The sequence below is a fragment of the Sphingomonas bacterium genome, assembly GCF_903644055.1.
Lineage (GTDB): Bacteria > Pseudomonadota > Alphaproteobacteria > Sphingomonadales > Sphingomonadaceae > Sphingomonas_I.
The window spans coordinates 1-12,734 of sequence record NZ_CAHJXD010000117.1; the positions used below are offsets into that span (position 1 = coordinate 1).

Sequence of the window (12,734 nt, forward strand, 5' to 3'; positions counted from 1 at the left end):
GAAATTGTTCGGCAAGCTGGCGGGGGCCGGGCTGCTGGTGTCGGCGCGCGGCGGCGGCGGGGGCTTCCGGCTGGCGCGGCCCGCGAGCGCGATCACGCTCGCCGATATCGTCGAGGCGGTCGAAGGCCCGATCGCGCTCACCGCCTGCGTCGAGGCGGGGCGCCACGATTGCGGGCTCGATCATCATTGCCAGGTCAAGCCGCATTGGGACGTGGTCAATGCGGCGATGCGCGGCGCGCTGGCGGGGGTGACGCTTGCGTCGCTCTCCAGCCCCCACCCGTTCGTCCCGAGCGCAGGCGAGACACGCGCGACCGGCGGCACGTCCCTCGATTTCGCTCGGGACGAACGGGTGGGAGGGATGCTCTGATGGCCACGCGCAACGCGGACGCGATCGCCGCCGCCGAGAAGGCCTATGAATGGGGCTTCTCCTCGGACATCGAGCAGGAATTCGCTCCCAAGGGCCTGTCCGAGGAGACGGTGCGCTTCATCTCGGCCAAGAAGAACGAGCCCGAATGGATGCTCGATTGGCGGCTCAAGGCCTATCGCCACTGGCTGACGATGGAAGCGCCCGACTGGGCGAAGCTCAACGTACCGCCGATCGATTATCAGGACGCTTATTACTACGCTGCGCCCAAGGCGAAGCCCAAGCTCGGCTCGCTGGACGAGGTCGATCCCGAAATCCTCCGCGTCTATGAAAAGCTCGGCATCCCGATAGAGGAGCAGAAGCTGCTCGCCGGCGTCGAGAGCGAGACGCCCCGGCGCAAGATCGCGGTCGACGCGGTGTTCGACAGCGTCTCGGTCGCCACCACCTTCCGCAAGGAGCTGGAGGCCGCGGGCGTCATCTTCCGATCGATCAGCGAGGCGATCCGCGAATATCCCGATCTGGTGCGCAAGTGGCTCGGCAAGATCGTGCCGATGCACGACAATTATTTCGCGACGCTCAACTGCGCGGTCTTCTCCGACGGCACCTTCGTCTATGTGCCGAAGGGCGTGCGCTGCCCGATGGAGCTTTCCACCTATTTCCGCATCAACGCCGAAAACACCGGCCAGTTCGAGCGCACCCTGATCGTCGCCGACGAAGGCAGCTACGTCTCCTACCTCGAGGGCTGCACCGCGCCGATGCGCGACGAGAACCAGCTCCACGCCGCCGTGGTCGAGCTCGTCACGCTCGACGATGCCGAGATCAAATATTCGACCGTGCAGAATTGGTATCCGGGCGACGCGGACGGCAAGGGCGGCATCTACAATTTCGTCACCAAGCGCGCGCTGTGCCAGGGCCGCAACAGCAAGGTGAGCTGGACGCAGGTCGAGACCGGAAGTGCTGTCACCTGGAAATATCCGAGCTGCGTGCTGGCGGGCGAGAACAGCGTCGGCGAATTCTATTCGGTCGCGGTCACCAACAACCGCCAGCAGGCCGATACCGGCACCAAGATGATCCATCTCGGCAAAGGCAGCCGCTCGACGATCGTCTCGAAGGGCATCAGCGCCGGCCGCTCGGACAACACCTATCGCGGATTGGTGCGCGTCGGCCCGACGGCGGAGGGCGTGCGCAACTTCACCCAATGCGATTCGCTGCTGCTCGGCCCGGAGTGCGGCGCGCACACCGTCCCCTATATCGAGGTGCGCAATCCCAGCGCGCAGATCGAGCATGAGGCGACGACCAGCAAGATCAGCGACGACCAGCTCTTCTACGCAATGTCGCGCGGGCTCGATCAGGAAGCGGCGGTGGCGCTGATCGTCAACGGGTTTGCGAAAGAGGTGCTCCAGCAACTGCCGATGGAGTTCGCGGTCGAAGCGCAGAAATTGCTCGGGATTTCGCTGGAAGGATCGGTCGGATGACCGCCGCTGACGTTCTTGGCATACGCCATGTAGCGGAAGGCGATGCCGCCGAGCTTGCCGAATTGCTGAACGCAATCATTGCGCAGGGCGGCACGACTGCACTCGAACAGCCCTTTACACCCGAAGGGCTGGCGCAGGCTCATCTGACCGGACCGTCGGTGTATTGCTGCTTCGTCGCCGTCGATCCGAAAACCGGGCGGATCGAAGGCTTCCAGACGCTCGGGCATTCATCGTCGCTTACCGAAGGGATCGGCGACATCGCTACCTTCACCCGAATCGATGGCAAGCAGCGCGGCATCGGCACGGCGCTGTTCGCCATCACGCGCGCATGGGCTCGTGACCGCGGCCTTACCGCGATCAATGCCACGATCCGAGTCGACAATGAGGGCGGTCTGGCCTTCTACGACAAGCAGGGCTTCATCGATCACGATGTCAGCAAGGCCGTGCCGCTTCAGACCGGCACGCTCATCGACCGCGTCCACAAACGCTACGCACTCTAGGCAGACCGAGACCCGCTGACCGATGCTCCAAATCGAAAACCTCCAAGCCGAAATCGACGGCAAGCCGATCCTCAAGGGCCTCTCGCTCTCGCTCAACGCGGGTGAGGTGCATGCGATCATGGGGCCGAACGGCGCGGGCAAGTCGACGCTCGGCTATGTGCTGTCCGGGCGGCCCGGCTATGCGGTGACGGGGGGTTCGGTGAGGTTCCGCCCTTCATCCCGTCACCCCGGCCTTGAGCCGGGGTCCCGCTTCTCGGCGGCGTCGGAAGGAAGCGGGATCCCGGATCAAGTCCGGGATGACGGCCAGGGCGAACCGATCGACCTGCTCGCCCTCTTGCCGCACGAGCGCGCCGCCGCAGGGCTGTTCCTCGGCTTCCAATATCCGGTCGAGATCCCCGGCGTCTCCAGCCTCCAGTTTCTCCGCGAGGCGCTCAACGCGCAGCGCAAGGTGCGCGGGCAGCCGCCGCTGTCCGGCGCCGAGTTCCTCAAGCTCGCGCGCGCCCAGGCCGCCGCGCTCGGCCTCGATCCCGAGATGCTCAAGCGCCCGGTCAACGTCGGCTTCTCGGGCGGCGAGAAGAAGCGCGCCGAGATGGTGCAGATGGGGATCATCGATCCCAGGCTCGCGATCCTCGACGAGACCGACAGCGGGCTCGACATCGATGCGCTGCGCGCGGTCGGCGCGGGGATCAACACGATCATGCGGCGGCCCGACAAGGCGGTGCTGCTGATCACGCATTACCAGCGGCTGCTCGATTATGTCCGCCCCGATTTCGTCCATGTGCTGGCGGGCGGTCGCATCACGCGCTCGGGCGGGCCGGAACTGGCGCTGGAGCTGGAAGCGCACGGCTATCAGGAGATGGCGGCGTGACCGGCCTACCCTCACGTCACCCCGGACTTGATCCGGGGTCCCGCTTCCGGGCTGGTGATCGAGACAGCGGCACCCCGGATCAAGTCCGGGGTGACGGATCGGCCTCATGACCGCCCTCCCCACCCGGCGCGACGAGAGCTGGCGCTACAGCGATCTGGACGCGGTCGCGCGCGTCTGGCCCGTCGCCACGCATGCCCATGTCGTCGCGCCCGGCGAAAGCTTCACGCTCCCCATCCTGATCGACGCCGCCGACGATGCGGTGACGATCGAGGATCATGCGATCGAGATCGGCGCGGGCGGCCGCGCGCGGCTCGATGTCGCGATCACCGGCGGCAGGCTCGGCCGCGTCTTCGTCAAGGTCCGCCTCGCGGCTGGCGCGCATTTCGAACTGTCCGGCGCGATCGTCGGCGGCGGCAGGGAGACTCACGAGATCGTCACGCGCGTCACCCACGCCGAACCCGACGCCACCAGCGCGCAGACCGTCCGCGCGATCCTCGGCGGGCAGGCGACGGGCTCGTACCTCGGCAAGGTCGCGGTCGCGCGCGGCGCGCAGAAGACCGACGCGCGCCAGTCCGCCAAGGCGATGCTGCTCAACCGCGCCGCCACCGCCAACCTCAAGCCAGAACTCGAAATCTTCGCCGACGACGTCAAATGCGCGCACGGCGCGACGGTCGGCGAGCTCGATGCGCAGGCGCTCTTCTACCTCGCCTCGCGCGGGCTGCCGCCGTCCGAAGCCAAGGCGCTGCTGCTGCGCGCGTTCGTCGGCGGGCTGTTCGACGGCACGGCCGATGCCGAGCGGTTCACCGCCGCGATCGACGCCGCGCTGGAGCGGGTGCTGTGAGCGTCACCACGATCCTCTCCGGCACGGGGAGGGGGACCGCCGGCGCAGCCGGTGGTGGAGGGGGCTCAATGCCTAGCGCGACGCTGGCGGAGAGCCCCCTCCACCAGCCTGCGGCTGGTCCCCCTCCCCGTGCCGGGGAGGATCGGGCTTCACCGCTCGATGTGCTCGGCGATTTCCCCGCGATCCCGGCGGGCTGGGCCTATCTCGATACCGCCGCCACCTCGCAGAAGCCGCAGCCCGTGATCGACGCGATCACCCGCGCCTATGGCGAAACCTACGCCACCGTCCATCGCGGCGTCTACCAGCGCTCCGCCGACATGACGATCGCCTACGAGGCCGCGCGCGCGCGGGTGGCGGACTTTATCGGCGCGGGATCGGCCAACGAGATCGTCTTCGTGCGCGGTGCTACCGAGGCGATCAACCTCGTCGCGCAGAGCTGGGGCGGCTCGCGGCTTGAGGCCGGCGACCGCATCCTGCTCAGCCGCTTGGAGCATCACAGCAATATCGTACCGTGGCAGATGATCGCCGAGCGCACCGGCGCCGCGATCGACGTCTGCCCGCTGACCCCCGATCACCGCATCGACCTCGACGCGGCCGAGGCGATGCTGACGCCGCGGCACAAATTGGTCGCGCTCTCCCACGTCTCCAACGTGCTCGGCTCGGTGCTCGACGTGCGCCGCGCCGCCGATCTCGCGCATGGCGTCGGCGCGCTGCTGCTGGTCGACGGCTGCCAGGCGGTGCCGCGCCTGCCCGTCGATGTCGCCGCGCTCGGCTGCGATTTCTACGTCTTCTCGGGCCACAAGCTCTACGGCCCCACCGGCATCGGCTGCCTGTGGGCGCGGCCCGCGCTGCTGGAGGCGATGCCGCCTTGGCAGGGGGGCGGATCGATGATCGATCGCGTCTCGTTCGAACGTACCAGCTACGCGCCGCCGCCGACGCGGTTCGAGGCGGGCACGCCGCATATCGTCGGCGCGCTCGGGCTGCATGCCGCGATCGATTATGTCGAGGGCATCGGCCTGCCGGCGATCCACGCGCACGAAACCGCGCTCGTCGCCGCGACGCGCGATGCGCTGCGCGGGATCAACAGCGTCACCTTGTTCGGGCCGGAGGATTCGGCGGGGATAGTCAGTTTCGCGATGGAGGGGGTGCATCCGCACGACATCGGCACCATCTTGGACGAGGCCCAGGTCGCTATCCGGGCGGGACACCATTGCGCGCAGCCCCTGATGGAGGCGCTGGGCGTGCCGGCGACCGCGCGGGCGAGCTTCGGGGCGTATAACGGAATGGCCGATGTCGATGCGCTGGTGCGCGGGCTGGAGCGGGTGAGGCGGATTTTCGGATGAACGACGAACGCAAGCGCTGGATCGAGGTCGAGGAAGTGGACGAAGCACCACAGCCGCCGCGCGCGCGCGTCTCGGATGCCGAGGACGCGCCGCCCGCCGAACGCCCGCGCGACTATCTCGAAGGCTTCCTGGCGCCGCCGCCCGCGCCCTCCAACGGCGAGCCGGGCGGCGATCTCTACGAAGCGGTGATCGATGCGCTCAAGGAGATCTACGATCCGGAAATTCCGGTGAACATCTATGATCTCGGGTTGATCTATGGCGTCGACATCGGCGATGCCGCGCATGTCGAGGTATCGATGACGCTGACGACGCCCAACTGCCCCGTCGCCGAATCGATGCCCGGCGAGGTCGAGATGCGCGTCGGCGCGGTGCCGGGGGTGGGATCGGCCGAGGTCAACCTCGTCTGGGATCCGCCCTGGGATCCGCAGAAGATGTCCGACGAAGCCAAGCTCGAACTGGGAATGCTATAGCGTTCGGACCAAAGTGATACTTTGGTCCGGGGAAGGAAGAAGAGAATGGCCACCGCAACCCGCACCCGACCCGCCGCGCTCAACCTCACGCCGTCGGCCGAGGCGCGGATCGCCGCGCTGATGGCAAACGCGCCCGAGGGCACGATCGGCGTCAAGCTCTCGACCCCCCGGCGCGGCTGCTCGGGGCTCGCTTATTCGGTCGAACATGTCGGCGCCGCCGATCCGCTCGACGAGAAGATCGCCACCCCCGGCGGCGATTTCTACGTCGATGCCGGATCGGTGCTCTATCTGATCGGATCGACGATGGACTGGGTCGACGATGATTTCACCGCCGGCTTCGTCTTCCAGAATCCCAACGCCAAGGGCAGTTGCGGCTGCGGCGAGAGCTTCACCGTCTGATCCTCCCCTGCAAGGGGAGGTGGCGCGCGAAGCGTGACGGAGGGGGCTCTCGCCTAGAGCCTGTCCCGTCCAAGCCGAAACGTCACCCCGGCCTTGAGCCGGGGTCCCGCTTCTTCTCCAACGTCGGCAGACAGCGGGACCCCGGCTCAAGGCCGGGGTGACGAAACTTCGCGAGCTCCCTCCACCACGCTTTGCATGATCTCCCTCCCCTCACAGAGAGGATCAGAAGCTCAGCGAATATCTCAGCGCGGTTCCCAAATCGTTGCCCGCCGCCGCGAAATTGCCCGGCTGGCGGCGGAGGAAGAGGTTGGCGTCGATCCAGCCGCCCGCGATCCGCGTGCCGTAATTGGCCTCGATGTCCTGCTCCTGGCCCTGCGGCGTCAGCCCGATCCGCGCGGTGGAATAGCCGATCGCGCCGCTGGCATAATCATAGCTGGTCGGCAGCCACAGGTCGAAGCCGCCGCCGGTCACGCGCGGCGGCAGCGCGAGGCGCACTCCGAAGCGGCTGTCGCGGCCGAGATGCGTCAGGTCGAGCGCCGCCGATCGGCTGGCGATATCGCTCGCCAGCAATACGCCCGCGCTGGCGGTATGCGTCCAGCCCTGCCGCCATGCCGCGCGCAGGCTCCAGCCGTTGCCGATACGGTAGCGCGCTTCCATCCCGAAATAGCGCGTCGCAGCCCCGCTCCGCCCCATCGCGGAGGCCAGCCGCGCGCCGAGCACGGTGCCTTCCTCGATCAGCGTCGATGCCGATCCGATCAGCGTCAGCGCGCCGAAGCGCCGCTCGGCGCGCACGCCGGCCAGCGTGTAGGCGGGCGTCGCCGGATCGCCGCGCGCGACCGATCCCAGCGTGCCGCGCTCGGCGGTGAAGCCGATCGCCATCCGCCCATGGCTCTGCCGCGCGGCTAGGCTCATCGCCTGCTGGCCCGAGAAGCCCGGCGTCTCGTCGGGCGCGCGCGCGGCGAGGAAGCTGCCCGCCGGCGCATCGGGATCGATCCGCTGCGCCAGCGTCTGCCCGCTGGTCGCATAGGCCGCCGCCATCGTCAGGCGCGGGCTGATCCGCGCGACCATGCTGCTCGCCACCGGGCGGCGGCTGATCCCCTGGTCGAACCCGCGCCGCCCCAGCGCCAGCCCGTTCCACGGCGTGCCCCCGGCGGCGCTCGCCAGCGTCGTCGAGACAGACAGCGGCCCCAGCGCCAGATCGCTGGTGCGCAGATTGCCCGCGATGCCCTGCCGCAGCGGCCGCACCGCAGCGATCCGCGCGACGCCGTTCGCGACGTTCATCGTGAAGGCGCGGCCATAGCTGTCGAGCACCACCGCCTGCCCGGCCGACTGGCCCGTCACCTTGGCATCGCCCATCGCCGACGAAAGCGTCATCGTGTCGCCATCGGTGATCGGGATCGCGCTTCCCGCGAGGCTGGTCGTTCCCGCGGGCTGGAACGCCCTGGCGAGGTTGAGCAGGCCATGCCCGAAGACGCTGTCCACCCCCGACGCGCCCGCATCGGTCGCGGTGGAATATAGCAAAGCGACGATCTGCGCGGGCGTCAGGTTGGGGAAGGCCTGCCCGAGCAGGATCGCCGCGCCCGCGATCTCGGGGGCCGAGAAGCTGGTGCCCGAATAGAGATAGGCGGTGCCGTTCTGGTTGAACGCGCGCACCGCCGTGCCCAGCGCGGTCAGATAATAATCGCCGAACGTGCCTGCCTTGTTCGAGAAGCTGGAGATCGCGCCCGTCGAATCATGCGCGCCCGCGATGATCACCAGCCCGCGCGCATTGCCCGTGTTCGCGACCTGCGCGAACGCCTCGGGCTGCGCGTTCGCGTCGTTGCCCGCCGAGATGACGATGATGATTCCCGCCGCCGTCGCGCGGTTGACCGCGGCGGCGAGATTGGCGGGCATCGCATCCCCGCCCAGCGACATGTTGATGACCTTGGCCCCGTTGGTCCGCGCATAATCGACCGCGGTGGCAAGCGTGTTGCTGTTGAACGAGCAGCCGTCGGTCATCGCGCAGCTTCCCGCCGTATCGGTGCGCAGCACCAGCAGGTTGGCGTTGAACGCCACGCCCGTGATCTGGCTGCCGTCGCGCGCGGCGGCGGCGGTCGCCGCGACGGCGGTGCCGTGCCCGTCGACATCGGTGATATTGCCGTTGCCGCCGAAATCGCGGCTCGCCGAAAGCACGCGGCCGGTGAATTCGGTGCCGACCGTCGCGATTCCCGAATCGACGATCGCCAGCATCTGCCCGGTGCCGGTGTAGCCGGAATTATAGGCCGCGATCGCGCCCGAATCGACCGTCGCGTTGGAGCGCTGATATTCGGCATCGTTGTAGTTGATCGTCACGACGGGGGGCGTCGGCGTTGGCGTGGTCGGCGTTGGCGTGGTTGGCGTGGGAGTCGGCGTGGTCGGCGTGGTCGTAGCGATCGGGGTCGTCGAAGGCGCGTTGACGCCGCCGCCACCCCCGCCGCCGCATGCGGAGAGCATCAGCAGCGACGCCCCCGCCATCAGGCCCCGTCCTCGGCGAAGCGTCACACCTACCTTGACCATTGCATCGACCCCGTTTTGTCCCTCGATAGCAAAAATACGGTTAATTGTTGCCCCTATATTTCCATAGGGTTAGCGCGCCGCGATGATCGCCGCGCTTGCCCATGTCGAAGCCTGGATCTTCGATCTCGACAATACGCTCTATCCGGCGTCCTGCGATCTGTTCGGGCTGATCGATCGGAGGATGACCGCCTATGTCGCGCGGCGGACGGGGCTGGGGCCGGAAGAGGCGTTCGCCGTGCAGAAGCGCTATTTCCGCGACCATGGCACCACTTTGTCGGGGATGATGGCGGATCATGGCGTCGATCCGCACGAATTCCTCGCCGACGTCCATGCGATCGAGATGGACGTGCTCAGCGAGGATCGCCGCCTCGTCGATGCGATCGCGCGGCTGCCGGGGCGCAAGATGGTCTTCACCAACGGCGATTCGGCCTATGGGCGCGTGCTCGCGCGGCTGGGCCTGAGCGAAAGCTTCGAGGCGATCCACGACATCCACGCCTGCGCCTATCGGCCCAAGCCCTGGCCGGAAAGCTATGCCTCGATGCTCGCCGCGCTGAAGGTCGATCCCGCGCGCGCGCTGTTCGCCGAGGATATGGCGCGCAACCTGCGCCCGGCGAAGGCGCTCGGCATGGCGACCTTGTGGGTGGACAATGGCTCCGAGCAGGTGGAGGAGGCCGGCGCCGCCGACTTCATCGATTTTCGCACCGGCGATCTCGGCGGCTGGCTCGAAGAGATTTTGGGGGAGGGGCAGTGAGCGAACGGCTTGGCGCGGTGATCGAGGCGGCCTGGGAAGCGCGCGACACCTTATCCTTCGCGACGCGGGGCGAGGTGCGCGATGCGGTCGAGGCGGCGCTCGCCGGTCTCGATAGCGGGCGATTTCGCGTCGCCGAGAAAGGCGAGGGCGGCTGGCAGGTCAACCAGTGGCTGAAGAAAGCGGTGCTGCTGTCCTTCCGGCTCAACGATAATGCGCTGGTCGATGCCCCCATGGGCGGCCCGGCATGGGACAAGGTGCCGCTCAAATGGGCGGGCTGGGGCGAGAATCGCTTCCGCGACGCGGGCTTTCGCGCGGTGCCCGGCGCGGTGGCGCGGGCGGGCGCGTTCATCGGCAAGGGCTGCGTGCTGATGCCGAGCTTCGTCAACATCGGCGCCTATGTCGGCGAAGGCACGATGGTCGATACCTGGACGACGGTCGGCTCGTGCGCGCAGATCGGCCGCAACGTCCACCTTTCGGGCGGCGTCGGCATCGGCGGCGTGCTGGAGCCGCTCCAGGCCAATCCGGTGGTGATCGAGGACGATTGCTTCATCGGCGCGCGTTCGGAGGTCGCCGAGGGCGTGATCGTCGAGCAGGGCGCGGTGCTCTCGATGGGCGTCTACCTCGGCGCCTCCACCAAGATCGTCGATCGCGCGACCGGCGAGGTGACGGTGGGCCGCGTGCCGGCCTATTCGGTGGTCGTCCCCGGCACTTTGCCCGGCAAGCACGGCGGCCCGGGCCTCTATTGCGCGGTGATCGTCAAACGCGTCGACGCCCAGACCCGCGCCAAGACGGCGATCAACGAGCTGCTGCGGGATTGAGCGACCGTCATGGGATGCGCCCGTTCCCGTCTCCCCCGCTTGACCGCGCCCGCCACATCGTTAGCCTGACCTCCGGGAGTTGACGGGCGCGGGATCGGCGGCAGGCCGGCGGTGCGTGCGGGGATGGCTGGCGGGGCGATGATGCTTCGGGGAGCCTGCTGATGCCACTTTCGCGCCGTTCCTTCCTTTCCGCCGTCGGCTCGGCCGGCGGCTATGGCGCGGCCTTCTCGGCGATGCAGGCGCTGGGATTGCTCGCCACCGCCGAAGCCTCGCCTTTGCCCGCGCTGCCCGGCGATCATGGCAAGGGCCGCCGCATCGTCATCATCGGCGCGGGCGCGGCGGGGCTGACCTCGGCGTGGGAGCTCCGCAAGGCGGGCTACGACGTGCTGGTGCTGGAGGCGAACGGCCGCGTCGGCGGGCGCGCCTGGGCGGCCCGGCCCGGCACCGAGATCCGCTTCATGGACGGCACCGTGCAGCGCTGCGATTGGCAGCCGGGGCAATGGTTCAACATGGGCCCCGCGCGCATCCCCTCGATCCATCGCAACCTGCTCGGCTATTGCAGCGAGCTCAAGGTGCCGCTGGAGGTGGAGATCAACGCCTCGCGCTCGGCGCTGATGCAGGCGCCCGAGCTGAACGGCGGCAAGCCGGTGACGCAGCGCCGCGTCGTCTTCGATACCAAGGGCTATATCGCCGAGCTGCTGACCAAGGCGATCGACGGCCACGCGCTCGATCAGGCGCTGACCCGCGAGGACGTCGAGAAGCTCCGCGCTCTGCTCGTCGAGTTCGGCCAGCTCGACCCGGCCGGCAAATATAGCGGCGGCGACCGTGGCGGCTTCGCGGTCAATCGCGGCGCGGGGCCGGCGACCTCCAAATTCTACGATCCGCTCGCGTTGCACGAGCTGCTCGCCGCCGATCTCACCAAGGGCGAGTTCTACGAGGATCATATCGATTGGCAGGCGACGATGTTTCAGCCGGTCGGCGGGATGGACCAGATCTGGTTCGCCTTCCAGCGCGCGCTCGGCCCGATCGTCCGCACCAACGCGCCGGTGCAGGAGATCAGCAACACCGCCCGCGGGGTCCGCGTCGCCTACAAGGAAGGCGGCGTCACCAAGCTGATCGACGCCGATGCCTGCATCTGCACGATCCCGGTGAGCCAGATCAAAAAGATGCCCGGCAATCTCTCCCCGGCCACCAAGGCGGCCGCCGCCTCGATCCCGATCGGCGCCAATTACAAGATCGCCTGGCAGAGCCCGCGCTTCTGGGAGACGGACACCAATATCTACGGCGGCATCTCCTTCCTCAAGCGCGAGATCGATCTCGTCTGGTATCCGAGCTACGGGCTGTTCAGCCCGACCGGCGTGCTGCTCTCGGGCTTCGGCATGGAGGGGACGCCCGGAGAGGCGGAGCTCAATGCGTTCGGCAAGCTCCCGACCGCCGAGAAGTTCGCGCTCTCGCGCAAGTCGGTCGATATCCTCCATCCCGGGCGCGGCAAGCTGCTGGAAAAGCCGATCTTCATGAGCTGGCGGCAAATCCCCTATTTCGAAGGCGGCATCGCGGCGAACATGACCGGGCCCGGCGAGGGGCAGGGCGAGCTTCGGCCCGCCTACACCGCGCTCAACGCGCCCGACGGCAACGTCTGGTTCGCGGGCGATTATCTGTCGCGGATCGTCGGCTGGCAGGAAGGCGCGATCCTCTCGGGCCATCGCGCGATCGCAGAAATAACGGGCAAGCTTCCCGCGAGCAGCAAGCCATTGAAGGCCGCCTGAAGCAAGCGGTCGGCTTGACCGCCAGCGCCGCGCATCGGAAAGGGAGGCGCCCGCCGCTGCAAGGTTCCCGTCGATGCCGATCGAGATCAAGATGCCCGCGCTCTCGCCGACGATGGAGGCGGGCACGCTCGCCCGATGGCTGGTCAAGGAGGGCGACACGGTCAAGTCCGGCGACATCCTCGCCGAGATCGAGACCGACAAGGCGACGATGGAATTCGAGACGATCGACGAAGGCACGATCGTCAAGCTCGCGGTCGCCGAGGGCAGCGAAGGCGTCAAGGTCGGTACGGTGATCGCGCTGCTGGCGGGCGAGGACGAGGACGCCTCCGCCCCCCCGCCCGAGACCAAGGCGGAAGCGCCGGCCTCCGACGAGCAGCCCGAAGCCGCCGAAGCCAAGGCCGACGTCGCCGAGCAGACAGCCGCCGCGCCGCCTCATGCCGAAGGCGATCGCGTCAAGGCGAGCCCGCTCGCGCGCCGCATCGCCGCGCAGAATGGGGTCGATCTCGGCGCGATCAGGGGCTCGGGGCCGGCGGGGCGGATCGTCAAGGCCGACCTCGAGGACGCCGCGCCGGCGAAGGCCGCCGATCCAACCCCCCCGGCCGCG

Annotated in this window: 13 protein-coding genes; 12 read left to right on the forward strand and 1 reads right to left on the reverse strand. The window is 68.2% G+C overall.

Features of this window, described 5'->3' with window-relative positions; genetic code table 11:
• From HUU94_RS04905 to HUU94_RS04940, 8 genes are all read left to right on the forward strand, one after another.
• A partial coding sequence (locus HUU94_RS04905; protein WP_174273984.1) for an RrF2 family transcriptional regulator occupies positions 1 to 367 on the forward strand: 367 nt, incomplete at its 5' end.
• Positions 367 to 1,839: a Fe-S cluster assembly protein SufB gene (gene sufB, locus HUU94_RS04910; RefSeq protein WP_174273985.1), complete on the forward strand. Its 1,473-nt coding sequence runs from the start codon at positions 367 to 369 to the stop codon at positions 1,837 to 1,839. The genes HUU94_RS04905 and sufB, both read left to right, overlap by 1 nt.
• Positions 1,836 to 2,339, forward strand: a complete 504-nt coding sequence (locus HUU94_RS04915) for a GNAT family N-acetyltransferase (RefSeq protein WP_174273986.1) — start codon at positions 1,836 to 1,838, stop codon at positions 2,337 to 2,339. The genes sufB and HUU94_RS04915 overlap by 4 nt, the downstream gene beginning before the upstream one ends.
• A gap of 22 nt (positions 2,340 to 2,361) precedes the next feature.
• On the forward strand, positions 2,362 to 3,207 hold the full coding sequence (sufC, locus tag HUU94_RS04920) for a Fe-S cluster assembly ATPase SufC (protein ID WP_174273987.1): 846 nt from the start codon (positions 2,362 to 2,364) through the stop codon (positions 3,205 to 3,207).
• 106 nt (positions 3,208 to 3,313) lie between these two features.
• Positions 3,314 to 4,048, forward strand: coding sequence for a SufD family Fe-S cluster assembly protein (locus tag HUU94_RS04925; RefSeq protein WP_174273988.1), 735 nt, complete (start codon positions 3,314 to 3,316; stop codon positions 4,046 to 4,048).
• Between the two features lie 68 nt (positions 4,049 to 4,116).
• Complete coding sequence (locus HUU94_RS04930; protein ID WP_174273989.1) at positions 4,117 to 5,391, forward strand: aminotransferase class V-fold PLP-dependent enzyme; 1,275 nt, start codon at positions 4,117 to 4,119, stop codon at positions 5,389 to 5,391.
• Positions 5,388 to 5,861, forward strand: a complete 474-nt coding sequence (locus tag HUU94_RS04935; RefSeq protein ID WP_174273990.1) for an SUF system Fe-S cluster assembly protein — start codon at positions 5,388 to 5,390, stop codon at positions 5,859 to 5,861. Before HUU94_RS04930 ends, HUU94_RS04935 begins: the two co-directional genes overlap by 4 nt.
• A gap of 45 nt (positions 5,862 to 5,906) precedes the next feature.
• Positions 5,907 to 6,260, forward strand: coding sequence for a HesB/IscA family protein (locus tag HUU94_RS04940; RefSeq protein WP_174273991.1), 354 nt, complete (start codon positions 5,907 to 5,909; stop codon positions 6,258 to 6,260).
• Between the two features lie 222 nt (positions 6,261 to 6,482).
• Here HUU94_RS04940 and HUU94_RS04945 read toward each other — a convergent pair whose 3' ends face one another.
• Positions 6,483 to 8,753 (reverse strand): S8 family peptidase, encoded by a 2,271-nt coding sequence (locus HUU94_RS04945; protein WP_174273992.1) that lies wholly within the window; start codon positions 8,751 to 8,753, stop codon positions 6,483 to 6,485.
• A gap of 124 nt (positions 8,754 to 8,877) precedes the next feature.
• Here HUU94_RS04945 and HUU94_RS04950 point away from each other — a divergent pair, with 124 nt between their 5' ends.
• The 4 genes from HUU94_RS04950 to HUU94_RS04965 form a co-directional block, all read left to right on the forward strand.
• Positions 8,878 to 9,546, forward strand: coding sequence for a pyrimidine 5'-nucleotidase (locus HUU94_RS04950; protein WP_174273993.1), 669 nt, complete (start codon positions 8,878 to 8,880; stop codon positions 9,544 to 9,546).
• Positions 9,543 to 10,364 carry a 2,3,4,5-tetrahydropyridine-2,6-dicarboxylate N-succinyltransferase gene (gene dapD, locus HUU94_RS04955; protein WP_174273994.1) on the forward strand — a complete coding sequence of 274 codons (822 nt, stop codon included), beginning with the start codon at positions 9,543 to 9,545 and terminating at the stop codon, positions 10,362 to 10,364. Before HUU94_RS04950 ends, dapD begins: the two co-directional genes overlap by 4 nt.
• Positions 10,365 to 10,525: 161 nt before the next feature.
• Positions 10,526 to 12,130, forward strand: coding sequence for a flavin monoamine oxidase family protein (locus HUU94_RS04960; protein ID WP_174273995.1), 1,605 nt, complete (start codon positions 10,526 to 10,528; stop codon positions 12,128 to 12,130).
• Between the two features lie 73 nt (positions 12,131 to 12,203).
• Positions 12,204 to 12,734 (forward strand): biotin/lipoyl-containing protein (locus tag HUU94_RS04965; RefSeq protein ID WP_174273996.1); only part of this gene is annotated, 531 nt, incomplete at its 3' end.

Excerpts from the sequence above, each read along its gene's own strand:
- sufB (WP_174273985.1), top strand. The coding sequence starts at position 367 with ATGGCCACGCGCAACGCGGACGCGATCGCCGCCGCCGAGAAGGCCTAT.
- HUU94_RS04915 (WP_174273986.1), top strand. The coding sequence starts at position 1,836 with ATGACCGCCGCTGACGTTCTTGGCATACGCCATGTAGCGGAAGGCGAT.
- sufC (WP_174273987.1), top strand. The coding sequence starts at position 2,362 with ATGCTCCAAATCGAAAACCTCCAAGCCGAAATCGACGGCAAGCCGATC.
- HUU94_RS04925 (WP_174273988.1), top strand. The coding sequence starts at position 3,314 with ATGACCGCCCTCCCCACCCGGCGCGACGAGAGCTGGCGCTACAGCGAT.
- HUU94_RS04930 (WP_174273989.1), top strand. The coding sequence starts at position 4,117 with ATGCCTAGCGCGACGCTGGCGGAGAGCCCCCTCCACCAGCCTGCGGCT.
- HUU94_RS04935 (WP_174273990.1), top strand. The coding sequence starts at position 5,388 with ATGAACGACGAACGCAAGCGCTGGATCGAGGTCGAGGAAGTGGACGAA.
- HUU94_RS04940 (WP_174273991.1), top strand. The coding sequence starts at position 5,907 with ATGGCCACCGCAACCCGCACCCGACCCGCCGCGCTCAACCTCACGCCG.
- HUU94_RS04945 (WP_174273992.1), bottom strand. The coding sequence starts at position 8,753 with ATGGCGGGGGCGTCGCTGCTGATGCTCTCCGCATGCGGCGGCGGGGGT.
- HUU94_RS04950 (WP_174273993.1), top strand. The coding sequence starts at position 8,878 with ATGATCGCCGCGCTTGCCCATGTCGAAGCCTGGATCTTCGATCTCGAC.
- HUU94_RS04960 (WP_174273995.1), top strand. The coding sequence starts at position 10,526 with ATGCCACTTTCGCGCCGTTCCTTCCTTTCCGCCGTCGGCTCGGCCGGC.